Source organism: Pseudomonas sp. 7P_10.2_Bac1 (assembly GCF_025465935.1).
In the GTDB taxonomy this organism is placed as follows: domain Bacteria; phylum Pseudomonadota; class Gammaproteobacteria; order Pseudomonadales; family Pseudomonadaceae; genus Aquipseudomonas.
The window spans coordinates 1-25,777 of the sequence record NZ_JANLNV010000039.1; the positions used below are offsets into that span (position 1 = coordinate 1).

Genomic DNA, 25,777 nt, shown 5'->3' on the forward strand with positions numbered 1-25,777 from the left:
GGGGAGGCAGGGGATTATTTTTTAAAAAAAAAAAACCCCCCCCCCCCCCCCCCCGCTTCTACAGGGGGAGCAGAGTCAGTGCAGGCTTAGCGTTGGTAATACCCAGGGCCACCATCGTAGTAGCGGTGATCGTGATGCCATCCATGGTCAGGGAAAAATACGCATCCGCTCATGGCCAGTATGAGCAACAGCGGAACCAGCCGAATGACACGACGTAACATCTGTAAATCCTCATGGTTAGAGCTGGTGGCAGCTAAAAAGCTTCCCCGGCTGTAAGATGAGACCCTGTTTGTTTCAATTCATCTCCGGCCATCCACATTAATTTTTTCAGGAACAGGTAATGACTCCTAAGCAACGATTGGCATATTCGATTTTGATCGCCCTGGTGGTACTGGGCATCATGTTTGGTCTGTCGTACTTGCAGAACACCGGCGTGATCACCGAGAAAACCTTCCAGTACATCGCCATCGGCGTAGCGGTGGTTGTCGTGGTGATCAACGGTGTCATGCGCCGCAAGACCAAACTCTAAGCCTCGATTTTCCCCATCAGAACGGCTTCAGCCTGTGGATGCAGGCTGTAGCTCTTGTCGCTGTTGAGTACCACCACGCCCTCGCTGCACAAGCGCTTTAAAACCTCGCGCACACTGAGAAACGACAGCGGAATATTCAACGCAAGCAAATGGCTGTGCATGCCGCGCACACCCAGTCTGCGGTCGTTGCCTGCGGCGGTCAGCAAGGCATCGATGACCTTGAGCCGTACCAGGCTGGTGCGTAGCCCAAAACACTTGAGTAGCTGGCGGATCCGTTCATTACCTTGCAAAGGCGCAAGCGCTTCGAGCAGACCGGGGTCTGGTTGAAAAGCGGTGTTGCGACGCTGTGGGTTGCCATCCGTTGGCATTTGCGGGTTTTGCATGCAAAAACTCCTTTTCAGAGCCTGATCAGGAAAATAAAAAAGCGCTCTTAATTAACTAGACGAATGAGCGGCGTAAATCATGAACATCAAAATGTAGAAATTTTGTCGTGAATTGTTCTCAATCGCGATTCGGCCCTGTATGGCCGGGGGTTCTAGGCGATTATTAATTTTTTTTAACCTGCTTCGTTTCTTGTACAGGCAGTTCCCGGGTGGTGGTTTTTCAAACGATCGCTGTGCCGGGCCTTTTGTACTGATCGAGCAGGAGTCCGCGTGAGTATTTCCAAGCCGCTGAGCAAGTCGTTTTGTGCTGCGTTATGCCTGGGCCTGAGTCTGTGTGCTTTGGCTCAGACACCCGCCAAGGCGTTGAGTGCCGAGATTCGTCGCACCACGTTTGGCGTGCCGCACATTCGCGCAGCCGATGAGCGAGGGTTGGGGTACGGCATAGGCTACGCCTATGCTCAGGACAATCTGTGCCTGCTGGCCAATGAAGTGATCACGGTCAATGGCCAGCGCTCGACGTATTTTGGCCCTGAGCAAATGACCCTGGACGAACGCGACAACCTGTCCAGCGATCTGTTTTTCACCTGGCTCAATACGCCCCAGGCCGTCGCGGCTTTCTGGCAAGCACAGACGCCAGAGGTGCGTGACCTGATCGAAGGGTATGTGGCCGGTTACAACCGTCAACTCAGTGAACGCAAAGGTTTGCCAGCACAATGTGACAACCCTTCGGTGCGCCCACTGACCACGGCAGATGTGGTCAAGCTGACTCGCCGCTTATTGGTCGAAGGCGGTGTCGGTCAATTCGCTGAAGCGTTGGTGGCCGCTGCTCCGCCGCATGCTTCGGTGCAGGGCGTGGCCGATGCTCGCGCCACTGAAGGTCGCTTTGCGGTGGCCGCCGAACGCAGACAGCGCTTTGCTTTGGATCGTGGCAGCAATGCCGTTGCCATTGGTGCGCAGCACTCGCGAAGCGGCCAGTCGATGTTGTTGGCCAACCCGCATTTTCCGTGGCTGGGGGGGATGCGGTTTTATCAGATGCACCTGACCATCCCCGACAAGCTGGATGTGATGGGAGCGGCTTTGCCGGGCTTGCCGATGATCAACATCGGTTTTAATTCCCACGTGGCCTGGACGCATACCGTCGACACTTCCAAACACTTCACCTTGTATCGGCTCGAACTTGATCCCATGGATCCGACGCGCTACCTGCTCGATGGCCAGTCCCGCCCGCTGGACCGACAAACAATCACGGTCAACGTCAAACAGGCTGATGGCAGTCTCAAAGCAGTGTCACGAACGCTCTACAGTTCGGTCTTCGGGCCTGTGGTGCAATGGCCGGGCAAGCTCGACTGGAATGACCATGTGGCCTTCAGCTTGCGTGATGCCAACCTGCAGAATGAGCGTGTCTTGCAGCAGTGGTACGCGATGAATCAGGCTCGTAATCTCGACGCGCTGCAGGCCTCGGTGAACACCATTCAGGGTATTGCGTGGGTGAATACCCTGGCGGTGGATGATCAGGGGCAGGCGTTATACATGAATTTGTCGGTGGTGCCTTATGTGGACAAGGCCAAACTGGCGGCCTGCAGTGACCCGCGTGTCGGTCTGGAGATGATCATGCTCGATGGCAGTCGCAGCGCCTGTGACTGGACGGTAGATCGGAGTGCGGCGCAACCAGGCATTTTCCCGGCCGACCAGATGCCGCAATTGCGCCGCAACGATTATGTGCAGCATTCCAATGACTCGGCCTGGATGGCCAACCCGAACGCGCCACTGAGTGGGTTTTCACCGCTGATCAGCCAGGACGGCCAGCCGCTGGGGCCGCGTGCGCGGTTTGCCTTGCAGCGCTTGAGCCAGCCAGGGCTGGTCAGTCTTGCGGATTTGCAAGGCATGGTGATGGACGATCGGGTGTACCTGGCGGGGCAGGTCATGCCTGACCTGTTGACCGTGTGTGAAACGCAAAAAGGGCCTGTGTGTGCGAGCCTCAAAGCGTGGGATCAACAGGCGAACCTAAACAGCGGCATGGGGCTGGTGCATTTCCAGAACATCATGGCTCAACTGCTTGAGGTTCCGGATGTCTGGCGGGTGCCCTTCAATCCGGCTGATCCCCAGCACACCCCGCGGGGCCTGAATCTCGAGCAGCCGGCTGTGGTGGAGGCCGTGCAGCAAGCGCTGCTGGCCTCGGCAGCGCAAGCCGCGCAGCAAGGGATAAAACCGGGCGCGACATGGGGAGATATTCAGGTGGTGGGCGCCGACGCGCAGCCGATTCCGATCCACGGTGGCCCGGCCACTCTGGGGGTGTACAACGCCATGCAAAGCGTTCCGGTAGCAGGAGGCAAGCGTGAGGTGGTCAGCGGTACCAGCTATTTGCAAACTGTGACTTTCGGCGAGCACGGACCGCAAGCGCAGGGTGTGCTGGCGTTTTCGATCTCCAGCGACCCGGCTTCCCGACACGCACGGGACCAGACCCAGGCATTTTCGAACAAGCAGTGGCCGTGGTTGCCCTTTACCGAGGCGCAGATCAAGGCCGATCCACAGTATGAGCTGACCACGCTCAAGGGCAGTTTGTAATAGGCAACGCTCTGGCCGCACGCCTGTGGCCAGAGCGTTACCAGACTCAGCCGCGCGGCAGGGCGTTGATCACCGGTCTGCCGTTCTGATCGACGCGTACCGTCACCGGCAAGACTTTGGACAAGGAAGCTACCAGCTTGGGAATTTCCCGGGTGTTGAATACCCCGCCTATACGCAGTTGACCGGTCGCAGTGTCGGCCAGGGAAAGCGGCGTGTTCAGGTAGCGGTTGATCAACGGCAAGGCATCGGCCAGCGTCAGGTTGTCCAGAATCAGCTTGCCGTTGCGCCAGGCGAGGTCGGGGCCGTTGGCGTAGGTCTGGCTGATTTGCGGTGCATAGTCGCCCGCCTTATAGCTGGCCTGCATACCGGGCTCCAGGCGCAGCCCGTCGCCGCTCAAGTTCGTGTTGCTGGTGACCAGCACCGAGCCTTCCAGCAGCGTGACACGTACCTGGTCTTCATACATCCACACATTGAACTGGGTGCCGGTTACCCGGATACGGCCGTCAGCCGCCTGGACAACGAAGGGGTGCGTCACATCGTGACTCACTTTGAAAAACGCCTCGCCCTTGCTCAGCGTGATCCGGCGCTGGTCTTTGTAGTTGCTGTAGGTCAGTTGAGTACCCAGGTTCAATTCGACCTGGCTGCCATCGGGCAGTGTTGCGTTGAGCACGCTGTTGCCCGCCTCAAGGCGCTCATAGGCGTTGGGAATCAAACCGAGCTGCCAGCCACTGAAGGCGGCCAGGGGCACGGCGACCAGGGTGATGGCGGCGGCAATGGCCACTCGCTGCCAAGGGCTGCGTTGCGACTTGCGGGGCAGGGCAACGACCTGCCCAGCGGCCGGTTCGGGGCGCGGCAAGTGCTCACTGGTGTCCCAGATGTCGAGCATGGCCTGGTATTCAAACGCATGCAGCGGATCGGCGTTTAACCACACAGAAAAGGCTTCACGTTCACGGTCAGTGCAATCGGGCTCATGCAAACGCATGCACCACTGAGCGGCAGCTTCGGTGATGGCATCGTATTCAGCTTCTGTGAGGCGTGATTCGCTCATGTGTACTCCTGAGGGGCGCTGCATTCTAACCCCGCGCTTGTGCTGACGAGAACATGAGCCATGTCAAAAGGGTGTCATTTATTCCTATGCAAAGCTTTTTCTCTGCTACGGTTACTTCGGCAACTTAGTACCAGACGCAACATCAATTAATGGAGTTAAGACAATGTTGAAGAAAACTTTTGCTGCTGTGGCCACAACTGCCGTATTGCTGGGCTCCAGCGTTGCGATGGCGCAGCCGAATCTGGACCCGAACTGGGCGTTCTCCAAAGAGCTCATTGAAGTGCTCAAGAACAAGAACGGTTACACCGTGATCAAGAAAATTGAAGCGGAAAACCCTGCCAACGGCATCTGGAAGGCAGAAGGCGTTAAAGGTGCCGATCAGTACGAAATCATTTTCGACTCGACTGGCAAAGTGATTTCCGAGAAGAAAGACTGATTCTCTCCGATTTCAGCGCAAGCACTCAATGAGTGTTTCAGCCCGATCTTGCCTGCGCGGATCGGGCTTTGCATCAGCCAATAGCTCTGCGTGAGCGCCATTGCTCACGGGTTATTTCCCACAAGTCGCACGCAAATTTCCCGCTCACAAAACTGCCTTCTTTACTGCTGATCAGGCGCATCCCGCCACGCTCGGAGATCCGCCGCGAGCCGACGTTAGGCGCCGCCTTGGGCACACGCATCACCTCGCGCCCCAGCGTTTCAAACCAGTAGGCATCCACCACGCTGCAGGCCTCGCTCATCAGCCCCAGACCCTGCCAGGGTGGGGAAAGCCAGAACCCTCGGTTGTTATCCGCTTGATCCATCAAACTGATGTTGCCGATGACCTCTTCGGGCTGGCTGCGCAAGCGGATTGTCCAGTGCCATTCTTCGCCACGCGCGATGGCTGGCAGGGCGACATCGCGCAGGTAACACATAGCGCCGTCATCGGGGTAGGGCCAAGGCACGGCATCATTCAGGTAGCGCACGACTTCCCAGTGCGGGAATCGTTTCTGGATGGCATCGGCATCCGTCAGGCTCAACGGCTGCAAGATCAACTGTCGCGTATGCAAGGTGGGCAGAGCGTGCATGAAAATGGCTCCTTGCCATTAATTTGCACCGAGATTAACCCTGAATGCTGCGCATTAAAAAGCCCCCGGCTTGCGGAGGCTGATGTGAATCCTGAGGACGCTGGCGGTTAGCCGTTGGCGCAACCGTTACCCATGACGCGGTACTCAAGCACATGACGCTGACCTTGATGGTCTTCGTAAGTCATTTTGGCTGGAACCACGCCGCACACATCGGCTACGGGTGACACATTGATGACTTTGGCGATGTCCAGATTGGTGGCGTAGGTGTAATGCTCAACGGCCGGTTGAGACTGAGCCACTTTCAGGTCATCAGCCATTGCCAAGCTAGACAGACCCATAAGAGCAAGAACAAGCAAACGTTTCATTTTCAATATGACCTTAAAACAATCACGACTAACTGACTTCAAGTGCCGGATGGCGGTAGAAGTTGCCAGACCACTGAGTGTGTGTCTGCCACGAAGTACCGTGCCCTGTTTCAATGTTGTTTCTAGGGGGTGGCTCAATGATAAGACTTTGCCTGTCAGCTTAAAGACCAAATGCTGGCATGCACTTATTCCAGATCGGTAACAATCTTTTCAACACACGCCCCCCTTGGTAGGCGCGAGCCGGGTCAGCAATTAATCGTTTAAGTGCTTTATGAATAAGAACCGCTGGCATAATGCTGCGTCTGATTCCGGAGCCCCATCACAATGAATGTCGAGTCCCCACTCAGTGCCTGGCAACGGGCTGTGGAACAACAGGGTTTTGTCCATGACCCCGCGCAGTGGCGGGCTGTGCAAGCGCTGCAGCAGTGTCACGAGGCCCTGCATTGCGGCGTTCGTTCGGTAAAAGGTGTGTACCTGTGGGGGCCGGTCGGGCGGGGCAAGACCTGGCTGATGGATCAGTTTTATCAAAGCTTGCGCGTCCCGGCGCGGCGTCAGCATTTTCATCACTTCATGCAGTGGGTGCATCAACGCCTGTTTCAACTCACCGGCAATGCAGACCCGCTCAGGGTTATTGCAAGGGCGTTGGGCAAGGAACTGCGAGTGCTGTGTTTTGACGAGTTATTCGTTAATGACATTGGTGATGCGATCATTCTTGGCCGCTTGTTTCAGGTGATGTTCGACGAGGGCGTGGTGCTGGTCTGTACCTCCAACCTGCCGCCCGAGCAACTGTACAGTCATGGGCACAATAAAGAGCGCTTTGCCCCGGCGATCACCGCCATCCTCAGTCACATGGACGTTGTGTCGGTGGACGGCGCAGAAGACCATCGGCTGCACCCCGGCATTGCGCAGCAGCGTTATTGGCTGAAAGAACCGGGCCAGCCCAGTGCAATTGCACGCGTGTTTGAAGAGCTGTCATCAGGGCAGGAAACCTCGGACGCTCCAATTGCCGCAGGTCATCGCACGCTAAAGGTGGTGCAAGCCAGTGCAACGGTGCTGTGGTGTACTTTCCATGAGCTATGCGAGCAGCCCTTGGCTGCCATCGAGTTTATGGATATCTGTGACCGCTACCGCGTGATCCTGCTCAGTGATGTGCCTTGCCTGAGTGCGGAGCAGCGTGAGGGCAGGATCGCCCGGGGGACTGAAGATGGACCGGTGAAGGTCGAGGCAGGTGATCGCGAACTGCCACAGCTGTCTTTGTATGACGACAGCGTGCGGCGATTTATTGCGCTGGTCGACGAATGCTACGACCGCAAAGTGCCACTGTGCATTGAGGCGCAAGTGCCGATGGAGCAGTTGTACACCCAGGGTTACCTGGAGTTCGCATTCCGTCGCACCTTGAGCCGTTTGCAAGAAATGCAATTGCAGCGCTTTGGTGCGCACTGACCTGTAGCCGCAGGTTGCGATCAAGACCGAAGACGCTTCGCTCATGAAAAGCGTGACCCTTCGGGCTCAATCGCAGCCTTCGGCAGCGGCTACCGATCCTTGGGGGTTAATCCCACTCAGGTGCCACGCTTTGTGGGTTGGTCAGGCGATGGCCGCGGTCCAGCTTGGCAATCTGTGCCATGTCTTCAGCGGTCAGCTTGAGTGTTTGCGCCTTGAGGTTGCTTTCAAGGTTCGCACGCTTGGTTGAGGACGGGATTACTGAATAACCCAGCTGCATGGCCCACGCCAGTGTCACTTGTGCCGGGGTAGCGTTATGACGTTTCGCGATGTCGACAATCACCGGGTCTTTCAGTACTTCACCGTAGGCCAAGGTCATATATGACGTGATATGAATGCCGTGGCTCTGTGCGAACTCGACTACTTTACGGTTCTGCAAGTACGGATGCACTTCGATCTGGTTAGTGGCGATATTGTCGGCGCCTACGGCGCTGATAGCCTCTTCCATCAGGGCGATGGTGAAGTTGGAAACGCCAATTTCCTTGGTCAGACCGCGTTTCTTGGCTTCGAGCAACTCGCCCAGGAATTCGGCGACTGGCACTTCATGCTGCGGTGAAGGCCAGTGAATCAGGGTCAGGTCCAGATGGTCGGTGCGCAGCTTTTTCAGGCTCTGCTCAAGGCTTGGGATCAGCTTGTCTTTGGCAAAGTTGCTGACCCAGATTTTGCTGGTGATATACAGCTCTTTGCGTGCAACGCCGCTTTCGGCGATGGCCTGGCCGACGTCGGCTTCGTTCTCATAGATTTGCGCGGTGTCGATGGCCCGATAACCCAGTTCAAGAGCGGTCTTGACCGAATCAATAACGACTTGGCCCTTGAGGCGGAAGGTGCCGAGACCGAATGCAGGGACTGTCATGGATAACTCCTTGGTGGTCGTAAGAAGGGGGATGAGTATCTACGGCTTGAGCGCTGGGAAAAACCATAGCCCACGCAAAGCAATCTTGACCGCAAGTCATGAATGAACGATCCCTTGCCCGGTTAAATTTCATGGTTGAGCAAACGTTCTAGCTTGGATAACGCCTGCATTCGGGCTTGGACAGGTAGTGCAATGACGATTTCTCGACGATGGTTTATCGCTGGCTTGGCGGTCACCGGTGCAGCGGTGCCTGCGGCGTATTTAGGGCATCGTGAGCTGACCCGCGTGGATGAGTCGATTACCCCCGGTGAAGCGACTGTCGATCTGGCGGACACCGGTGGCCAGCAGATCGCTGATCAATTGCGTGGCCTGTGGACGATCCATTTCAGCGGTCGCGACGCCGGGTTGGACGGCTTGCCGACGGAGACGCTTGAAGTGTGGCTGGACATTGCGCCGCGTGGGCGCGGGGTGCGAGGGTATCTGGACACGGCGCAGGTGCTGCATAGCCAGCAAACACCGCGCTATCGCATTTTGGGTGATCTGGTCGAGCCCGACAGCCGGCAGATGTTCTGGCGTCTGACACGAAGCGACGCGGCCCACGGCCAGCCGATGTACGAATTCAGTTTCAGCCTCGATGAGGTCTGGGGCATGTATGGCAATGCGGGCAGCGGCACCCTCAGTGGCCGAGTGCAACGCCTGGACAGGCCGCTTGCGTTGCCCGAGCAAGACAACCGCTTTGTGGCACTCAAGCGCACGTTCCCCGAGGCTCGTGAGCGCATCGCTCTGAACCCCACGCTGATGCAATGGCTGGTGTCACCCCAACATCGTTTGTTCCATCAACTGTGGCATGCCTCACGTGACACCTGGCATGAGCTGCCCGAGGACAAACGCAATGCGCTGCGCGGGCTCGGCTGGCAACCCGGTCAACGCGACAAGGAGCGTGATGCCCGAGGCCCGCGTAAAGATCGCAACGGCTCAGGCGTCGATTTTTTTTATATGCACCGGCACATGCTGATGACGGCACGCTCGATGCAAGACTTGCCTTCGTGGCCCTCGTTCCCGATGCCACAGCCAGAGCTTGAGCGCGACCGTGCCGGTTTTGCCCGTTATTTCGACAACCATGATGGCAGCGCCTTGCCACCGACCTGGCTGGCTGAAGGCGATGAGGCCTACACACAATGGCTGAGTGACATCAAACAGCCCGAGACCTATTACAGCAATTTCGAGGTCTGGGAGTCGCGCTACCGTGACCCGCGCTACTTGTCGACATTGACCTTGGGCCAATTCGGTTCGGAGGTTGAGCTGGGCTTGCATGACTGGCTGCACATGCGTTGGGCGTCTGTTGCACGAGATCCGTCCAATGGCGCGCCAGTGCCCTTGGCGCGAGACCCGGCTGACTTTGCCGGACGCTGGTACGTGGCCGAAAACGATTTTTTGGGCGATCCGTTTTCTTCTCACGTCAACCCGGTGTTCTGGCGGTTTCATGGCTGGATCGATGATCGTCTAGAAGACTGGTTCCGCGCCCATGAACGTTTTCATCCTGGCGAACTGACCCGCATGGATGTCAACGGGGTGCCGTGGTTTGCGCCGGGGCGCTGGGTCGAAGTGGATGACCCGTGGCTAGGGCCGGACACCCACGGTTGCAGCACTACACCGGGGCTTAGTGTGGGCAAAAGCGTAGAGATGGACCCGGAAATCATGAAGCTGGCGCTGCGCATTACCTTTGGCGACGACAAGAAGATCGGTAACTTGCTGCGCCGGGTGCCACGCCGCCCGTGGTATGCGCGGCATCTGGCGGTTAAACCTGTGTGAGACTCGAGGGGTAGGTCATAAGATCGCGGGCGGGCTTGCGATCTTTATTGCACCTGCCAGCCTCCACCCAAGGCTTTGTACAAGGCAATACTGGCCTGTAAGCGGGCCATACGCAGTTGTACGTGCAGGTCTTGCGCCTCAAATAGCGTGCGCTGGGTTTCCAGTACCGTCAGCAAGACTTCGGCACCAGCCTTGTAGCGGCTTTGAGCAATGTCGAAGGCGTGCTGCGCCTGCTGGAGTTCTTCGTCTTGCCATTGCCGTTGCCGGTCCAGGCCGCTGGCGCTGTTGAGAGCTTTTTCAACGTCGGCAAACGCATTGATGATGCTTGCGTGATAGGTCTGCAACAGCTCGTCCTGGCGCGCCACGGCTTTGTCGCGTTCTGCACGGAGGCGGCCATTGTTGAAGATCGGTGCCGCCAGACCTGCCGTCAGGCTGTAGAAGGGGCTACGCAGCATATCGCCGAAGCGATCCGCTCCTGAGCCTAATGTCGCGCTAAAGGTCAGGCTAGGCAGCATGGCCGCACGGGCGACGCTGATATCGGCTGAAGCCGTCGCCAGCTTGGCCTCGGCGCTGGCAATGTCGGGGCGCCGGCTCAGCAGTTCGCTGGGCAGCCCGCTGCCGATGTCGGGCCACTGCAGTTGGGCGAATGCCGTATCGCCCAGCATGAGCGCTTGAACGGGTACACCCAGCAAGGCGGCGAGGGTGATACGGGCTTCCCGTGCCTGTTGCTCTATGAGCGGCAGTTGCCGTTGTTGGGCTGCGACCAGACTTTTTTGCTGGGCCAGTTCCAACGCTGTGGCGGAGCCTGCGTCATAGCGGGTTTGCACCACGTACAGCACACTTTGGGCGTTCGTCAGATTGAGCCGCGCAATGTGCAATTGCTCGTCAAAGGCCAGGGTTTGCACGTAACTGCTGGCGACGCCGCTGAGCAGCGTCAGCTCGACAGTGGCCTGGTCAAACTCACTGGCGTCCAGTGTGTGCAGCGCGCTGTCGCGGGCAGCCGCTTTGCCGCCCCAAAAGTCCACCTCATAGCTGGCGGTCAGATTGGCGTCGAAATAATCCACCGCCTTACGGTCGTCGGTGGCGTCCAGCTGGCTATAACCCTTGCCCCGCAGCAGCTTTTCACGATTGGCGCTGCTGCCTAATTTGATGTCGGGCAAGAGCGGGGCACCGGCGATGACCGCCGTAGCGCGGGCCTGCTGGACACGGGCCATCGCTGCCGCCAGGTCGTAGCTGCCGACTCGCGCCTGGGCAATCAGTCGCTCCAGTGGCGGGCTGCCAAAATGGCTCCACCAGGCCGGGCTGCTCAGTGGGTTGGCCAGAGTGTGCGGGGATTGCCAGGACGCAGGTGGCTGTACCGGTTTTTCGTCATGGGGTGGGGTTTGGCTGCACGCACCCAGCAGCAGGCACGCGGTCAACAGGCTCAAAGACGGCTTCATCAATAGATCATTCACTGGTAAGGGCCGTGACCGGGTCAAGCCGGGCAGCTTTGCGGGCAGGCATAAAGCCGAAAATAACGCCGGTCACCAGCGCGCAGGCAAACGCACCGAAGACCGCAACCATCGAAAATGCCACGGCCACATCACACAGCAGCAAGATCCCGCCGATGACAAAGGCCAGGGTGATGCCCGCCAGGCCGCCGACCACCGACAGCATCAGCGCTTCGGTCAGGAACTGACGCAAGATATCCCGCTGGCGGGCGCCGGTTGCCATGCGAATGCCGATTTCGCGGGTACGCTCGCGTACCGTCATGAGCATGATGTTCATCACTCCGATCCCGCCCACCAACAACGAAATGGCGGCAATTGAGCCCAGCATCAACGAGAGCGTGTTACGGGTCTTGGCTTCGGCCTGGATCATGGCGGCGTTGTTGGTGATCTCGAAATCACGCTTGCCCTGATGGAGCTTGAGCATCAGTTGCTCGATGGCTTTTTCGGTCTGTTTGACCTTGCTCGCATCGGCGGCGGCGATGACCACGTATTCCGGGTTGTGAGTGCCGAACAAACGCACACTGGCCGCGGAGTAGGGCACCACGATGCGCGTGTCACTGTCCGAGTCCCCGGAACTGGCGCCTTTTTCGGCCAGAATCCCGACCACGCGGAACGGCACGTTCTCCAGCAGGATGTATTGCCCGATGGGGTTGGGGACATCCTTGAGAACTTTGTCGCGGACCTTTTTCCCGATCACCGCCACGGCAGCGGCGGCGTCTTCATCGGCCTGGGTGAAAAAGCTGCCCTGGACCACCGGCCAGTTGAAAATCGCCGGGAAGTCGATGCCGTTACCGCCGGTGTACATCGTGTGGTCGACGTTGCCATAGCGCACGCCGATGTCGGCGCCATTGATCGGCATGATCATCTTCACTTGCGGCAAGGTCGACAGGGCGGCGACGTCATTAAGGGTGACAATCCCCAGAGGTGCCCGTGGCCGGGGTGACATGCCGCTGAGGTAAATGATGTTGGAGCCAAATGCGCCCATTTCGGCCATGACCTGGCGTTTGCTGCCTTCGCCGACAGCCAGCATCACCACCACCGAGGCCACGCCGATGACGATCCCGAGTAGAGTCAGCGCGGTTCGGAAACGGTTGATCCACATCACTCGCCAGGCAGCGTGCAGGGCGTCGATCAGTTCACCGCGCCAGGCACCGCGGGCCTCGCTGCCTTCGTTGAGCCGCTGACGCAGGTCAATGGCTTGCAAGGCTTTGGGGTTGTCAGCGGGCGCTGGGGCGGCGCCATTGGCGCTGTCGCTGATGATCTCGCCGTCGCGCACTTCAATGATTCGGTTGGCCCGTGCCGCCACTTCGCGGTCGTGGGTGATCAGGATCACCACATGGCCCAGGCTGGCCAGTTCATCAAGCAGTGCCATGACTTCGGCACCGCTGTGGCTGTCGAGTGCGCCGGTGGGTTCGTCGGCGAGGATGATGTGCCCACCGTTCATCAGGGCGCGGGCGATTGACACGCGTTGTTGCTGTCCGCCTGACAGTTGGTGCGGGCGATTGCCGGTGCGTGTTCCCAGCCCCAGGCGGTCGAGCAGGGCAGCGGCGCGGGCATGACGCTCGGCAGCCGGTGTGCCCGCGTAAATGGCCGGCATTTCGACGTTCTCCTGGGCCGAGGCCGAGGGGATCAAGTGGTAGCCCTGAAACACAAAGCCAAAAGCTTCGCGGCGCAGCCAGGCCAGTTCGTCGGAGCCCAGATGGGCGACGTCTTCACCGGCAAACAGGTAGCGCCCCGAGGTTGGCCGGTCGAGGCAGCCGAGGATGTTCATCAGTGTCGACTTGCCCGAGCCCGAGGCCCCGACGATGGCGACGAATTCACCGGCGTGGATCGACAGGCTGACGCCCTTGAGCACATGGACTTCAGGTGTGTCGATACCGCCGTAGACCTTGCGGATGTCCTGCAGGTCGATCAAGGGAATGGGCATTCAGCCTCCGTTGCCGGTGGCCGGGCCGATCAGTAGGTGATCGCCCTCGTTCAACCCTTCGAGCACTTGCACGCGCAGGCGGTCGCTGATGCCGGTGCGGATGTCGCGCTGTTCGATCTTGCCGTTCGGGGTCACCACATGGGCGGTTTGCCGCTGGCTGTCGGTACTGCCCTGCAGCGCCACGATCGGTGCCAGCAAGACGTCCTGGGCGTGATCGGCAACGAAAAAGACCTGGGTGGTCATTTCCGGCATCAGCGTCTGATCGGTGTTATCGACATCCAGCAGCACGGTGTACAGCACCACCCGGGCACTGCCGCTTTTGCCGGAACTGGCCGGGCTGCCGCCGCCCTGGCTGGCCTCATTGAGAGGTTTGGGCGGGACCGGCAGAATCTGCCGCACGGTGCTGTTCCAGCGCCGATTACCGCCGCTCAAGGTCGTGAAGTACGCCTGCATCCCGGCGCTGACGTGGCCGATATCCGCTTCGGAGACTTCGGCCCAGACGGTCATCGGCGACAGTTTGGCGATCCGCAGAATCAGCGGTGTTTGTTGTTGGGCGTTAAGGGTCTGACCTTCCCGCGCATCCAGGGCGACCACGGTGCCCGACATGGGCGCATAAATGCGCGTGTAACCCAGCTCGGCCTCATCGCTGCGCAGGCTGGCCTGGGCCTGACGGATCTGGGCCTGGAACATATCGATACGCGCCTGGGTGGTTTGCACTTGCGCCTGGGCGGATTGAATGTCTTCTTCGCGGGTGGCTCCACCTTTGGCCAGGTTTAGCTGGCGCTGGTACATCTGTTTGGCGAGCCGATGCAGGGCGCGCTGTTCCTGGAGCTGGGCCTGGAGGTTCTCGATGGCATAGCGGCTGGCGTCGAGCTTGGCCTTTTGCGTTGAAGGGTCAATTTCGACCAGCAGTTGGCCTTCTGTTACCTCGTCACCGACTTCAACGTGAATGGTTTTGATCTGGCCCGAGGCCTGAGCGCCCACATCGACATATTGCCGGGGTTGCAGGGTGCCGAGGGCTGTCACGCTGCTTTCTATGTCGCCACGGGTAACGATCACAGTGTCATAGGCTTCGCGGCCTGTTTTCAAAAATGGCCAGGCGAGTACCCCGACGATAAACAGTAAACACAAGGTAATAAAAAGCGCACGGCGGGTCTGTCGAGGGCGTTTCATTCAGGGTTCCGGCCAATGAGGATCGGCCCGTCTTCGTTGCACAGGGTACATACACCTGGAGCAAACGCTGTCACACACGCGACAGACACGGGGAGCTGTTGAGTAAACGAAGGATTTAGTTAGGGATTTAGGCGTTTATTTCTCGATATGTGACTGAATATTTCGGGCTTGAGAATGCAACGTGCTTTAAATCTATATGAGAATTACTATAATTCGCGCCGTAAAAAGTGCCATCATCATGCCGCTAACTCATTCGGTCTGTTTCTGCGCTCATGGAATGTTGCCGCTGTTGTTGCGGCCGGGAGTCATGTTGGAAAACTACTATCGCGAACTGGTGGGTTTTTTGAGTGCCAGGCTGGGTAATGCCCAGGCGGCCGAAGATGTGGCGCATGACGCTTATGTACGAGTACTGGAGCGCACCAGTGATGAGCCGATTGAACAGCCACGGGCTTTTTTGTATCGCACAGCGCTCAATCTAGTGATCGACGGCCACCGGCGCACAGCCTTGCGCAAGTCTGAGCCGCTGGAGGTGCTGGACAACGAAGAGCGCTTTTTCAGCCCCTCGCCGCAATGGGAGATGGATCAAAACCAGCGCCTGCAACTGATCCAGCAGGCACTCTCAGAGTTGCCGACGGCGTGTCGTGACTGCTTCTTGTTGCGCAAGCTTGAAGGTTTGTCCCACGTTGAAATTGCCGAACGCCTTGGGGTGTCGCGCAGTGTGGTCGAAAAGCACATCGTCAATGCCATGAAACACTGCCGGATTCGAATCCGGCAGTGGGGCCTGTCTTAAATTTTTTTCCGTGTCCTCGTCCCTACTCAACAGACGACCTGCTGATTGGCCAACGATCAGTCGGGTCACGGGCTTTTTAATCCCTCGCTAAGAGGGGGAATCCAGAGGACACTGGAAATGACACAGGCAATCGCTTCGGCCGTCGTTCATGATCTGATCGGCATCGGTTTCGGGCCTTCCAATCTGGCCCTGGCCATCGCCCTGCAAGAGCACGGTCAGGTTCACGGCCACTTGGACGTGCTGTTTTTAGATAAGCAGGCGGACTATCGCTGGCATGGCAATACGCTGGTGAGCCAGAGTGAATTGCAGATCTCCTTTCTCAAGGATCTGGTAACCCTGCGTAACCCCACCAGCCCTTATTCGTTCGTCAATTACTTGAAAGCCCATGGCCGTCTGGTTGATTTCATCAACCTTGGGACCTTCTATCCATGCCGCATGGAGTTCAACGACTATCTGCGCTGGGTCGCTTCACACTTTGCGGCGCAGAGCCGCTATGGCGAAGAAGTGCTGGCCATCGAGCCAGTCCTGCATCAGCAGCAGGTTGAAGCCTTGCGCGTCATCTCCCGTGATATTCAGGGCCAGCACCATGTTCGGACCACGCGATCGGTGGTGGTGAGCGCGGGGGGAACGCCGCGTATTCCTGAAGCCTTCAAGGCGCTCAAGGATGATGCCCGGGTGTTCCATCACTCGCAGTACCTTGAACGCATGACACGCCAACCCTGCATCAATGGCCAGCCGATGCGTATTGCAATCATTGGCGGTGGCCAGAGCGCGGCGGAAGCGTTTATCGATTTGAATGACAGCTACCCGTCGACCCGGGTGGATTTGATCTTGCGGGGGTCGGCACTCAAGCCCGCAGATGACAGCCCGTTCGTCAACGAAGTGTTTTCGCCGCAGTTCACCGATCTGATGTATCAGCAGGGCACTGCCGAGCGTGAGCGCATGATCAATGAGTATCAGAGCACTAACTATTCGGTGGTGGACATTGACTTGATCGAGCGCATCTACGGCATTTTCTATCGCCAGAAAGTGTCCGGCATAGCACGTCACGTGTTCCACAGCCTGACCAGCATCGACAGCGCAACTGCAGACGGACAGGGCATCCAACTGGCACTTCGCAACGCGGCCAGCGGTGAAGTCAGCGAGCAGCATTACGATGCGATCATTCTGGCCACTGGCTATGAGCGACAAATGCACCGTCAATTGCTGGCACCGCTGGCGAACTACCTGGGTGAATTTGAAGTGGATCGCGATTATCGGATCGTGACGGACCCGCGCTGTAAGGCTGGGATCTACATGCAGGGTTTTTGTCAGGCCAGCCATGGATTGAGTGACACCTTGCTGTCGGTATTGCCGATTCGCGCCCAGGAAATTTGTGCTTCGTTGTACGCCCATGACCAACATGACAAGCCGGTCAGCCTGACGGATGAGCGGGTGTTGGCGGCGGTATAACGGCTACACAGGATGTAGGTACGTGCGTAGCGGTCACAAACTGAACCCTTCCTGAAGAGAAATCTGATTCATAAAACGGAAGCTTTCTTACGGTTTACTCTCGTAAATGTCGAGGGTAAGCTGCCCACGTTTTTTATCAAGAGCGCAGATCCTAAGTGGGTAACAGTTCGAGTGACAGTAGTCGGCCGGTTCTGAAGACCGGCACATTCTCGGCAAGCTAACGCGCAGATTCCCCTGCCGTTGCTTGCTGACCAGCGAGTAGCGGCGTCCTGAACGGGGTAATGACCCCGAACCCGAAGCCCTCTCATGACACTGAAACGTGTGTGATCAATGCCTTTACGGTGTTGTTCTCGACACGACGTGCGCGCGTGCCTGCTGGTACGGGGCGTACGCTCGGCTGTGCCTGTTTCTGAGCTGCCTTGACCGTTAGGGGAAGCACCATGAAGCACTTTTTCACGCCCATTCGCCGTCGCCAGCACCGCCCAGCCTTGCCAGGTTGTGTGTACGCCAATAATTGACAGCGGGCATCAGGCCCGCTTACCGAGATTGAAAAATGACTGACGGTTCAAGATTAAGGCCGCCTGTGTAATCACCCTGAACGGAGTGATGACGCAGGCGGCGCAGGAGTAGCACCATGAAACTCACTCTGAAAGAATTCTTCGCAGGTTTTCTGCGCACTCGCCATATTGGACGGCACTTTCGTCGTCTGGCATTGCTCGACAGCCTGACCAACACGACGGTCAGCCGCGAAGTGCCGCCCACCCTGGCACAAACGCTGGTGACCTCGGCCAACACTGAAAGCGCAGCGCTGATCGATAAGCTCGGCACCCACACCGATGGCCTGAGTGAAGCCGAAGCCCAAGCCCTGCGTGATCGCCACGGTCTCAACGAAATTGAACACGAGCAGCCTCTGAGCCGTTGGGTGCACTTGTGGCACTGCTATAAAAACCCCTTCAACTTGTTGCTGACATTGCTCGCCGCCGTTTCGCTGGCGACCGATGACATCCAGGCGGCAGTGGTGATCAGCACCATGGTGGTGTTGTCGACGTTGCTACGCTTCTGGCAAGAAGCTCGCTCGAATAAAGCGGCCGACGCCCTCAAGGCGATGGTGAGCAATACCGCCACGGTAATGCGTCGAGATTTCAGCGCAGAAGCTTCGCCGATGTTTGGCAAATTCTATGGCGCGGCGCAGCAAATCAAAGGCGCGCAACGCATTGAATTGCCAATTAAGCAGTTGGTGCCGGGCGACCTGATCGTATTGTCGGCAGGGGACATGATCCCGGCCGATTGCCGGGTGCTCAGTGCCAAGGATTTGTTCGTCAGCCAGGCGGCAATGACCGGCGAGTCAATGCCGGTGGAGAAATTTGCCCACCACTCCGACAGCCAGACCATCAACCCTCTGGAGCTGGAAAATATCCTGTTCATGGGCACCAACGTGGTGTCCGGCGCTGCCACCGCGGTGGTGCTGACCACGGGCAACAACACCTACTTTGGCGCGTTGGCGCAGCGTGTCGGGGCAACTGATCGTGGCCCGACTTCGTTCCAGACCGGGGTAAACAAAGTCAGCTGGTTGTTGATCCGTTTTATGTTCGTGATGGCGCCGCTGGTGCTGTTCATCAACGGTTTTACCAAGGGCGACTGGACCGAAGCCTTGCTGTTTGCCCTGTCTGTGGCGGTCGGTCTGACCCCTGAAATGCTGCCGATGATCGTGACTTCGACACTGGCCAAAGGCGCCGTGTTTTTGTCGCGCAAAAAAGTCATCGTAAAGCGCCTGGACGCGATCCAGAACTTTGGTGCGATGGACGTGCTTTGCACCGATAAAACCGGGACCCTGACCCAGGACAAAATCTTCCTGGCCCGCCATGTGGATGTATGGGGCGAAGAGTCTGACGATGTGCTGGAAATGGCTTACCTGAACAGCTACTACCAGACCGGGCTGAAGAACCTGCTGGACGTGGCGGTGCTGGAGCACGTTGAAGTGCACCGTGAACTGAACGTGGGCACGGCGTTCAACAAGGTCGACGAGATTCCGTTCGACTTTACACGCCGCCGTATGTCGGTGGTCGTGGCCGAGCAGGATCAACCGCACGTATTGATCTGCAAAGGCGCGGTGGAAGAAGTGCTGTCGGTGTGCAAGACCGTTCGCCACGGCGATTTGGAGGAAGCGCTGAGCGACGAGTTGCTGGCACGCATTCGCCAAGTGACGGCGGCGTTCAACGAAGAAGGCTTGCGTGTAGTGGCCGTGGCCGCGCGCTCGATGGCGGCAGGTCGTGACACCTACAGCCTGGCGGATGAGCAGGAACTGACGCTGATTGGTTATGTGGCGTTCCTCGACCCGCCCAAGGAAAGCACCGCCCCTGCGCTCAAAGCCTTGGCCGAGCACGGTGTTGCAGTGAAGGTGCTGACCGGTGATAACGAGTTGGTCACCGCCAAGATTTGCCGCGAAGTGGGCCTGGAGCAACAAGGCTTGCTGATGGGCAATGACATTGAGCGTATGACCGACGCCGAACTGGCGGTGGCAGTCGAGACGACCAACGTCTTTGCCAAACTGACACCCACCCATAAGGAGCGCATTGTGCGTTTGCTCAAGGCTAATGGCCATGTAGTGGGCTTTATGGGGGACGGCATCAACGATGCACCAGCGTTGCGTACCGCTGACATCGGAATTTCGGTGGACAGCGCCGTGGACATCGCCAAGGAAGCGGCTGACATCATCTTGTTGGAAAAGAGCCTGATGGTGCTGGAGGAGGGCGTCCTGGAAGGTCGTCGTACCTTCGCCAACATGCTCAAGTACATCAAAATGACTGCCAGTTCCAACTTCGGCAACGTGTTCTCGGTGTTGGTCGCCAGTGCGTTTATCCCGTTCCTGCCGATGTTGCCGATGCACCTGCTGGTGCAGAACCTGCTGTACGACGTGTCTCAAATTGCGATCCCATTTGATAACGTCGATGCCGACATGCTGAAAAAACCACAGCGTTGGCAGCCAGCGGATGTCGGACGTTTCATGCTGTTTTTTGGGCCGATCAGTTCGGTGTTTGACGTGCTGACCTTCGCCTTGATGTGGTACGTGTTCAAGGCCAATACCCCTGAGCATCAGACCCTGTTCCAATCGGGCTGGTTTGTGGTCGGGCTGCTGACGCAAACCTTGATTGTGCACATGATCCGCACACCTAAAATTCCGTTCCTGCAAAGCCGTGCCGCCACGCCGTTGTTGGTGATGACCGGGGTGATCATGGCCATCGGCATTTTCCTGCCAATGGGGCCGCTGGCCGGGTATTTCAAATTGGAGGCATTGCCACCGCTGTACTTCGTTTTCTTGCCTATCATCTTGCTGGCGTACATGGCGCTGACCCAGGCAGTGAAGGGCTTTTACATTCGCAAGTTCGGCTGGCAATAAGTGGTTTGGCAGGCTGCGGTCCTTTAAAGACCGCGGCCTGCGCGAAGGGACAGGTTTCGTGACAAGGATGAGCCCATGCAAGCAATCAACAACATCAATCTGGTTTCCCTGATCGATACGCTGGTCAGCCTCAGCTCGGCTTTCATACTGGGCGGGTTGATTGGTTTTGAGCGCCAGTTTCGCCAGCGAACAGCCGGCTTGCGCACCAACGTGCTGGTGGCGCTGGGCGCGGCCATTTTTGTCGATATGGCCAACCGCCTGGGAGGGGCTGAAGGGGCGGTGCGGGTGGTGGCTTACGTGGTGTCCGGGATCGGCTTCCTGGGGGCCGGGGTCATCATGCGCGAGGAGGGCAATGTACGCGGGCTAAACACCGCCGCAACGTTGTGGGCCTCTGCGGCGGTAGGCGCCTGCTGTGGCGCGGACCTGATCCTTGAAGCGTTGCTGGGCACCCTGTTTGTGCTGGCGGCCAATACGCTGCTGCGGCCAATCGTCAACAACATCAACCGTCAGCCGCTGGATGTGATTTCGTCCGAAGTCACTTACATGGTGTACGTGATCGCCCAGCGTCATCAGCAAAAGGCGGCCTTGGCTTTGCTGGAAGCCGAGTTGGAGCGCAGTAATTACCCGGCGAGCGATCTGGATGTGCATGCTTTTGGCCAGGATGAAGTCGAGATTGAGGGCACCTTGATGGCCACCTCGGTCGATGGTGATGAATTGGATGCACTGATCGCGCGGATATCAACGTCGCCGTTAGTGGTTCAGGCTTTTTGGAGTCCGAGCACGACCGAGTGATTAATAGGGGGCGTGCAAGTCTCTATCCAAGAAAATTCCTACAAGCTGAGTAGTAATTTCCCTTCTCGTGTGTGGTGCCTTATCGGTGATTATTCGCGGCTTGAAGTTAATTGCGTTGGCCAGGGTCGCGTAAAAATGAGGGTAAGGCCACAAATGTGTTTTGTAGGAAATATCCTATACTTTTCCTATCACTCAATAGAGCGTTAATTCGGTGGGGTTGCGGTATTTAAGCTATTCAAAAGGATAGATTAAAACCGTGGATTTCCTGTTATTAGCTGTTTTTGGCAGGAGGTTAAATGTTTAAAGTTTTGATTGCTGATGATCACACCCTCATTCGTACCGCCGTGCGAGCGCTCATGGAAAACCAGGGGTACACCGTGGTGGCTGAGGCCGCCACTGGCATTGATACGGTGCAGTTGGCACGTCAGCATGCTGTCGACCTGGTAGTGCTTGATATCAGCATGCCGGGCCTGGACGGTCTTGAGGTCATCGACCGGATCCGGGTGTCCGGCCTGAGCTGCCGGATACTGGTGCTGACTTCCCAGTCAGCAACCTTTTATTCCCAACGTTGCATGCGGGCGGGGGCCGCAGGCTTCGTGAGCAAAAGTCAGGACCTCAGCGAGTTGGTTCGGGCGGTCAAGACGATCATGGATGGTTATACGTTTTTTCCTAATCTGGCGATCAGTTCGGTTCGTAATAGCGACATAACACTTACGGACATGGAAATGATTGAGAGTTTGTCTGCACGTGAGTTAAGTATTTTGCAGCAACTTGCCCGGGGCGTGAGTAATAAGCAAATTGCGTTGGACATGACCCTGAGCAGCAAAACCATCAGCACTTATAAAGCACGCCTGATTGAAAAGCTGAACATGAAGTCTGTGGTCTATCTGGCGGAATTTGCCAAACGTAATGGCTTGATTTAAATGAAAGTCCTTGTGTGTCAGGGACTCTTATTCGTTTTATTGATCTTGAGTTCGCCCTGCGTCATTGCGCAGCCGCAGTCGTTGCAGTTGCTGGGGCGTTCAAATGTCGAAGCCTACAACGTGGTACTTGAGGCTTCGGACTGGCAATGGCTGAAACAACACGGGGCCTTGCGGCTGGGTATTTCGGCGCCCGATTACGCGCCCTTTGACATGAGCGACAACGACCATGACTTTGAAGGGCTGACGGCCGATTACATGCAACTGCTGTCCGAGTTGCTGCACGTTAATGTCGAGGTCAAGCGGTATGCTTCAAGGCCGCTGGCGATCGATGCGCTCAAGCGCGGCGAACTGGATCTGCTCAGTAGCGCCAACGGTTTTGAAGCCCAAGATGGCCGACTAATATTGAGTCAGGCGTATGCCGACGATTCGCCAACGCTGGTCACCCGCAGCGGTACTCAACAAGCGTTGCCGGCTGACCTGGCAGGCAAGCGCCTGGCCATGCTCGATCACTATTTGCCACCCGGGGACGTCAGAGCGTTTTACCCCAATGCCCATTTGCAACTGTATCCATCGACGCTAAGTGCCATTGGTGCGGTTGCGTTCGGGCAGGCGGATGCGTACCTCGGGGACTTCATCAGTGCCAACTACCTGATCAACAAGAATTACCTCAACAATGTGCAGTTGGCCGATTTCTCGCGGATAGACGTCAGGCCTTTCTCGTTTGCCCTGGTGCGCACGAACACCCGGCTGCTGCACATTATCAACACGGCACTGGCGGTGATTCCGGCCAGTGAACGAATGACTATCGGGCGACGCTGGAGCTCGGAGGGGACTCAGGTGGGAAGCCATTCACGGCTGAACCTGAGTTCGAGTGAGCAGCGCTGGCTAGACGAGCATCCGCGTCTGCGGGTGGCGATCAATGACCAATATCTGCCGCTATCGTTTGTTGACGAGCAGGGGAGCTTCAAGGGCGTAAGTGCGGACGTGCTATTTAATATCGGCGCTCGCACCGGCATCGAATTCAAGGTGGTCAAGGGCGACTCGGTACAAGACCTGATTAATCTGGTCAGCAGTGGCAAGGCTGATCTCATCGGGGCATTTACGCCGAGTGCTTATCGAGAATCACAGTTGCTGTTCACCCGGCCTTACCTGACCACGCCTTTTGTGCTGGTGACACGAACCACCCCCCAAAGCCCTCGCACGCTGGACGAGATGGCTGAGCAGCGGCTGGTCCTGGTGCGAGGCAATATGTTGCGTGACTTCGTGCTGCGCCATTATCCGCGTATTCATCTGCTGGAAGCGGGAAGCGCGGTCGAAGCGATGACGATGGTGGCGCAAGGTAAGGCTGATGGAGCGATCAACGCCTTGATCAGTGCGCGCTATTTGATTTCTCGTCGATTCGCCGAGCAGTTGCAGATCACCAGCACCGTCGGGACTCAGCCCGCGCAGATCGGTTTCGCCACCGCCCGCGATGCGCCTGAACTGCACGCCATTCTGGACAAGGCATTGCTCAGTATTCCCCCTGAAGACATGGGTGTGCTGACCCATCGCTGGCGGGTTGATTCTCAAGAGGGTGAAAGCTACTGGCTGCGTAATCGGGCGGCCATTCTCCAAGGCTTTGCCCTTGCGGCTTTGCTGCTGGTAATCGCGGTGGGGTGGATCGCCTATTTACGTCGTAGTGTTGCCAAGCGCCAGCAATTGCTGGAACAAGTGCAAATTGCCAAACAGCAGGCAGACGAGGCGAATCGCGCCAAGACGACGTTTTTGGCGACCATGAGCCACGAAATCCGTACGCCCATGAATGCGGTGATTGGGATGCTTGAGTTGGCGATGAAAAAAGCCGATCAGGGCGTCCTGGATCGTTTGGCGATCGAGGTGGCGTCGGGGGCTGCCCGTGAGTTGCTGGAATTGATTGGCGATATTCTGGATATCGCACGCATTGAGTCCGGCCATCTGTCGTTGAGCCCCAAGCGTGCCAATGTGCAGGGGCTGGTGAAGTCGGTCTTGCGCATGTTTGATGGCTTGGCGCGGCACAAACATCTCAATCTTGTGTATGAGGAGAGCGCACAGGCATCGAATATCGAGGTCCTGATCGATCCGATGCGCTTCAAGCAAATTATTTCGAATGTCATCAGTAATGCCATCAAGTTCACCGAACACGGCGAGATTCGTCTGACCTTGACCCAGCAACCCAGCATTGAGGACGCGCAGGTATCGATTGGCATACGGGTTGAAGACACCGGTTCGGGGATTGACGAGCAGGATCTGCAGCGTCTGTTCAGTCCGTTTGTTCAAGCCAGCAATAACACACAATCAGCGCGCAGCGGTTCTGGGTTGGGGTTGGTAATTTGTCGCGCGTTGTGCGAAATGATGGGCGGCACCATTCATTTGAATAGCCAACCAGGCAAGGGGACTCAGGTAGATATCACGCTCAACGTGCCACGGCTCGAACCCGACACCGGGCCGGAGCATGCCGAAATTGACCGGGTGAATAATCCGGGCTCACTGAGTATTTTGATCGTGGATGACTACCCGGCCAACCGCATGCTCCTCGCCCAGCAGTTGAGTTACCTGGGGCACCGCGTGACCGATGCCGAGAACGGTGCTCAAGGCCTTGCGGCGTGGCGCATGGGGCGGTTCGAGGTGGTCATTACCGATTGCAATATGCCTGTGATGAATGGCTACGACTTGACCCGTGCCATCCGCGCCGACGAAACGGCCCGCACACATGACCCGTGCCTGGTCATCGGGCTGACCGCCAATGCACAGCCCGAGGAAATCGAGCGCTGCAAGCAGGCCGGAATGGATCAGTGCCTGTTCAAGCCCATCAGTCTGCAGGATTTGAGCGTGTGTCTGGCCGCCGGTGTGATGCATGGGGAACCCGTTGCAGATGACAGCAATGAAATTGATCTGGCTTATCTCAAGCAATTGGCCGAGAGCAATGAAGAGTTGGTTCCTGAGTTGCTGGGTAACCTTGCGACCAGTAACGAGCAGGACCTTTCGCGCCTGATGGAACTCTTTGTGAGCGATGATTTTCAGGGATTGGCCGCGCTGGCACACAGGATAAAGGGTGGGGTTTTGCTGGTGCGGGCCCACGCCTTGATACGCTGCTGCGAGCAACTTGAGGCGGTATGTGCCTCGGCCGATCCACAATTGATCACGCCCTGCGTGAATGCCCTGCATGCAGAGATGGAACGTTTTGCCGAGAGATTGGAACCGTATGTACTGAATCAGGATATACGCTGACCTGCAGACAAACGGTGCCTTGAAATGTTCGAAAGCACACACATTAATCGTCAATACAGGCTGCTTTTGTTTAATGTTTAAACACGACAACGTGTGATGACGGTTTACCACTATGCCGAATAAGTCTTTACGAATACTGATTGCCGATCGGGATACCGAGCAGGCGTTGATCATAGAACGAGCGCTGAATCTGGCGGGGTATCACCGAGTGGCCCCTTTGCGAGGCACTGATGCATTGAGAGGGCTGCAAGACGCGAAAATCGATGAGTTTGACTTGCTCTTTATCAGTCAGGAAATGGTGGGGGGCGCGGCTGCCGATGCCGAGCAATACCATCGGGATAACGCCCAGTTTCGCCATATCCGTATCTACCAGGATGCTGATGTGCTGGCGGCCAATATTGAGGCGCTGATGAAGAACATCGACCCGCCCAAACGCCCTTGAGGCAAACACTTGTGTACCTCGCGGCA

The 25,777-nt window shown here is 57.4% G+C and carries 21 protein-coding genes; 12 read left to right on the forward strand and 9 right to left on the reverse strand.

What is annotated here, in order from left to right; all coding sequences use genetic code 11:
• Positions 1-86: 86 nt before the first annotated feature.
• Positions 87-221 carry a hypothetical protein gene (locus tag NTD86_RS07105; RefSeq protein ID WP_262201453.1) on the reverse strand — a complete coding sequence of 45 codons (135 nt, stop codon included), beginning with the start codon at positions 219-221 and terminating at the stop codon, positions 87-89.
• A 119-nt stretch (positions 222-340) separates the two neighbouring features.
• On the opposite strand from NTD86_RS07105, the gene NTD86_RS07110 reads away from it, so the two are divergent.
• A complete protein-coding gene (locus NTD86_RS07110; RefSeq protein ID WP_262201454.1) occupies positions 341-529 on the forward strand; it encodes a hypothetical protein in 189 nt (62 codons plus the stop codon).
• Here the strand turns inward: NTD86_RS07110 and NTD86_RS07115 are convergent.
• Positions 526-912, reverse strand: coding sequence for a fe2+ zn2+ uptake regulation protein (locus tag NTD86_RS07115; protein ID WP_262201455.1), 387 nt, complete (start codon positions 910-912; stop codon positions 526-528). The two genes, NTD86_RS07110 and NTD86_RS07115, sit on opposite strands and share 4 nt — an antisense overlap.
• 270 nt (positions 913-1,182) lie before the next feature.
• Here NTD86_RS07115 and NTD86_RS07120 point away from each other — a divergent pair, with 270 nt between their 5' ends.
• On the forward strand, positions 1,183-3,477 hold the full coding sequence (locus tag NTD86_RS07120) for an acylase (protein WP_262201456.1): 2,295 nt from the start codon (positions 1,183-1,185) through the stop codon (positions 3,475-3,477).
• 46 nt (positions 3,478-3,523) lie between these two features.
• Here NTD86_RS07120 and NTD86_RS07125 read toward each other — a convergent pair whose 3' ends face one another.
• Positions 3,524-4,525: a FecR family protein gene (locus NTD86_RS07125; RefSeq protein ID WP_262201457.1), complete on the reverse strand. Its 1,002-nt coding sequence runs from the start codon at positions 4,523-4,525 to the stop codon at positions 3,524-3,526.
• 163 nt (positions 4,526-4,688) lie between these two features.
• On the opposite strand from NTD86_RS07125, the gene NTD86_RS07130 reads away from it, so the two are divergent.
• Positions 4,689-4,961 carry a PepSY domain-containing protein gene (locus tag NTD86_RS07130; RefSeq protein WP_262201458.1) on the forward strand — a complete coding sequence of 91 codons (273 nt, stop codon included), beginning with the start codon at positions 4,689-4,691 and terminating at the stop codon, positions 4,959-4,961.
• A 73-nt stretch (positions 4,962-5,034) separates the two neighbouring features.
• On the opposite strand, the gene NTD86_RS07135 is transcribed toward NTD86_RS07130, so the two are convergent.
• Together NTD86_RS07135 and NTD86_RS07140 are read right to left on the reverse strand one after the other, a co-directional pair.
• The gene (locus NTD86_RS07135; RefSeq protein WP_262201460.1) at positions 5,035-5,589 is read right to left on the reverse strand and encodes a GNAT family N-acetyltransferase; all 555 of its coding nucleotides are present in this window, start codon (positions 5,587-5,589) and stop codon (positions 5,035-5,037) included.
• A 107-nt stretch (positions 5,590-5,696) separates the two neighbouring features.
• Complete coding sequence (locus tag NTD86_RS07140; RefSeq protein ID WP_262201462.1) at positions 5,697-5,954, reverse strand: DUF2790 domain-containing protein; 258 nt, start codon at positions 5,952-5,954, stop codon at positions 5,697-5,699.
• Between the two features lie 324 nt (positions 5,955-6,278).
• Between NTD86_RS07140 and zapE the strand changes: the two genes are divergently transcribed.
• Entirely contained in the window at positions 6,279-7,397 is a 1,119-nt protein-coding gene (zapE, locus tag NTD86_RS07145; RefSeq protein ID WP_262201463.1) for a cell division protein ZapE, read from the forward strand.
• A 106-nt stretch (positions 7,398-7,503) separates the two neighbouring features.
• On the opposite strand, the gene dkgB is transcribed toward zapE, so the two are convergent.
• A complete protein-coding gene (dkgB, locus tag NTD86_RS07150; protein ID WP_262201464.1) occupies positions 7,504-8,307 on the reverse strand; it encodes a 2,5-didehydrogluconate reductase DkgB in 804 nt (267 codons plus the stop codon).
• Between the two features lie 192 nt (positions 8,308-8,499).
• Here dkgB and NTD86_RS07155 point away from each other — a divergent pair, with 192 nt between their 5' ends.
• A complete protein-coding gene (locus NTD86_RS07155) occupies positions 8,500-10,119 on the forward strand; it encodes a PvdJ/PvdD/PvdP-like protein (RefSeq protein ID WP_262201466.1) in 1,620 nt (539 codons plus the stop codon).
• A gap of 44 nt (positions 10,120-10,163) precedes the next feature.
• Here the strand turns inward: NTD86_RS07155 and NTD86_RS07160 are convergent, their stop codons facing one another.
• The 3 genes from NTD86_RS07160 to NTD86_RS07170 are packed head-to-tail and all read right to left on the reverse strand — an operon-like array spanning position 10,164 to position 14,709.
• Complete coding sequence (locus NTD86_RS07160; protein WP_262201467.1) at positions 10,164-11,558, reverse strand: efflux transporter outer membrane subunit; 1,395 nt, start codon at positions 11,556-11,558, stop codon at positions 10,164-10,166.
• 7 nt (positions 11,559-11,565) lie between these two features.
• The gene (locus tag NTD86_RS07165; RefSeq protein WP_262201468.1) at positions 11,566-13,536 is read right to left on the reverse strand and encodes a MacB family efflux pump subunit; all 1,971 of its coding nucleotides are present in this window, start codon (positions 13,534-13,536) and stop codon (positions 11,566-11,568) included.
• On the reverse strand, positions 13,537-14,709 hold the full coding sequence (locus NTD86_RS07170; protein ID WP_262201469.1) for an efflux RND transporter periplasmic adaptor subunit: 1,173 nt from the start codon (positions 14,707-14,709) through the stop codon (positions 13,537-13,539). It abuts the gene before it with no gap.
• Positions 14,710-15,019: 310 nt separating this feature from the next.
• Between NTD86_RS07170 and NTD86_RS07175 the strand changes: the two genes are divergently transcribed.
• From NTD86_RS07175 to NTD86_RS07205, 7 genes are all read left to right on the forward strand, one after another.
• The gene (locus NTD86_RS07175; protein ID WP_262201492.1) at positions 15,020-15,499 is read left to right on the forward strand and encodes a sigma-70 family RNA polymerase sigma factor; all 480 of its coding nucleotides are present in this window, start codon (positions 15,020-15,022) and stop codon (positions 15,497-15,499) included.
• A 117-nt stretch (positions 15,500-15,616) separates the two neighbouring features.
• Positions 15,617-16,951 carry a lysine N(6)-hydroxylase/L-ornithine N(5)-oxygenase family protein gene (locus NTD86_RS07180; protein WP_262201470.1) on the forward strand — a complete coding sequence of 445 codons (1,335 nt, stop codon included), beginning with the start codon at positions 15,617-15,619 and terminating at the stop codon, positions 16,949-16,951.
• A gap of 634 nt (positions 16,952-17,585) precedes the next feature.
• Positions 17,586-20,348 (forward strand): magnesium-translocating P-type ATPase, encoded by a 2,763-nt coding sequence (gene mgtA, locus NTD86_RS07185; protein WP_262201471.1) that lies wholly within the window; start codon positions 17,586-17,588, stop codon positions 20,346-20,348.
• 75 nt (positions 20,349-20,423) lie between these two features.
• Positions 20,424-21,140: an MgtC/SapB family protein gene (locus tag NTD86_RS07190; RefSeq protein ID WP_262201472.1), complete on the forward strand. Its 717-nt coding sequence runs from the start codon at positions 20,424-20,426 to the stop codon at positions 21,138-21,140.
• A 296-nt stretch (positions 21,141-21,436) separates the two neighbouring features.
• Positions 21,437-22,063: a response regulator transcription factor gene (locus NTD86_RS07195; protein ID WP_262201473.1), complete on the forward strand. Its 627-nt coding sequence runs from the start codon at positions 21,437-21,439 to the stop codon at positions 22,061-22,063.
• Positions 22,064-25,309 (forward strand): transporter substrate-binding domain-containing protein, encoded by a 3,246-nt coding sequence (locus NTD86_RS07200; RefSeq protein WP_410016959.1) that lies wholly within the window; start codon positions 22,064-22,066, stop codon positions 25,307-25,309.
• 112 nt (positions 25,310-25,421) lie between these two features.
• On the forward strand, positions 25,422-25,751 hold the full coding sequence (locus NTD86_RS07205) for a hypothetical protein (RefSeq protein WP_262201476.1): 330 nt from the start codon (positions 25,422-25,424) through the stop codon (positions 25,749-25,751).
• Positions 25,752-25,777 lie beyond the last annotated feature (26 nt).

What these genes read in the sequence shown, in the direction of transcription:
- NTD86_RS07105 (WP_262201453.1), bottom strand. Translation starts at nt 221, where the DNA reads ATGTTACGTCGTGTCATTCGGCTGGTTCCGCTGTTGCTCATACTGGCC.
- NTD86_RS07110 (WP_262201454.1), top strand. Translation starts at nt 341, where the DNA reads ATGACTCCTAAGCAACGATTGGCATATTCGATTTTGATCGCCCTGGTG.
- NTD86_RS07115 (WP_262201455.1), bottom strand. Translation starts at nt 912, where the DNA reads ATGCAAAACCCGCAAATGCCAACGGATGGCAACCCACAGCGTCGCAAC.
- NTD86_RS07125 (WP_262201457.1), bottom strand. Translation starts at nt 4,525, where the DNA reads ATGAGCGAATCACGCCTCACAGAAGCTGAATACGATGCCATCACCGAA.
- NTD86_RS07130 (WP_262201458.1), top strand. Translation starts at nt 4,689, where the DNA reads ATGTTGAAGAAAACTTTTGCTGCTGTGGCCACAACTGCCGTATTGCTG.
- NTD86_RS07135 (WP_262201460.1), bottom strand. Translation starts at nt 5,589, where the DNA reads ATGCACGCTCTGCCCACCTTGCATACGCGACAGTTGATCTTGCAGCCG.
- NTD86_RS07140 (WP_262201462.1), bottom strand. Translation starts at nt 5,954, where the DNA reads ATGAAACGTTTGCTTGTTCTTGCTCTTATGGGTCTGTCTAGCTTGGCA.
- zapE (WP_262201463.1), top strand. Translation starts at nt 6,279, where the DNA reads ATGAATGTCGAGTCCCCACTCAGTGCCTGGCAACGGGCTGTGGAACAA.
- dkgB (WP_262201464.1), bottom strand. Translation starts at nt 8,307, where the DNA reads ATGACAGTCCCTGCATTCGGTCTCGGCACCTTCCGCCTCAAGGGCCAA.
- NTD86_RS07155 (WP_262201466.1), top strand. Translation starts at nt 8,500, where the DNA reads ATGACGATTTCTCGACGATGGTTTATCGCTGGCTTGGCGGTCACCGGT.
- NTD86_RS07160 (WP_262201467.1), bottom strand. Translation starts at nt 11,558, where the DNA reads ATGAAGCCGTCTTTGAGCCTGTTGACCGCGTGCCTGCTGCTGGGTGCG.
- NTD86_RS07165 (WP_262201468.1), bottom strand. Translation starts at nt 13,536, where the DNA reads ATGCCCATTCCCTTGATCGACCTGCAGGACATCCGCAAGGTCTACGGC.
- NTD86_RS07170 (WP_262201469.1), bottom strand. Translation starts at nt 14,709, where the DNA reads ATGAAACGCCCTCGACAGACCCGCCGTGCGCTTTTTATTACCTTGTGT.
- NTD86_RS07180 (WP_262201470.1), top strand. Translation starts at nt 15,617, where the DNA reads ATGACACAGGCAATCGCTTCGGCCGTCGTTCATGATCTGATCGGCATC.
- mgtA (WP_262201471.1), top strand. Translation starts at nt 17,586, where the DNA reads ATGAAACTCACTCTGAAAGAATTCTTCGCAGGTTTTCTGCGCACTCGC.
- NTD86_RS07190 (WP_262201472.1), top strand. Translation starts at nt 20,424, where the DNA reads ATGCAAGCAATCAACAACATCAATCTGGTTTCCCTGATCGATACGCTG.
- NTD86_RS07195 (WP_262201473.1), top strand. Translation starts at nt 21,437, where the DNA reads ATGTTTAAAGTTTTGATTGCTGATGATCACACCCTCATTCGTACCGCC.
- NTD86_RS07200 (WP_410016959.1), top strand. Translation starts at nt 22,064, where the DNA reads ATGAAAGTCCTTGTGTGTCAGGGACTCTTATTCGTTTTATTGATCTTG.
- NTD86_RS07205 (WP_262201476.1), top strand. Translation starts at nt 25,422, where the DNA reads ATGCCGAATAAGTCTTTACGAATACTGATTGCCGATCGGGATACCGAG.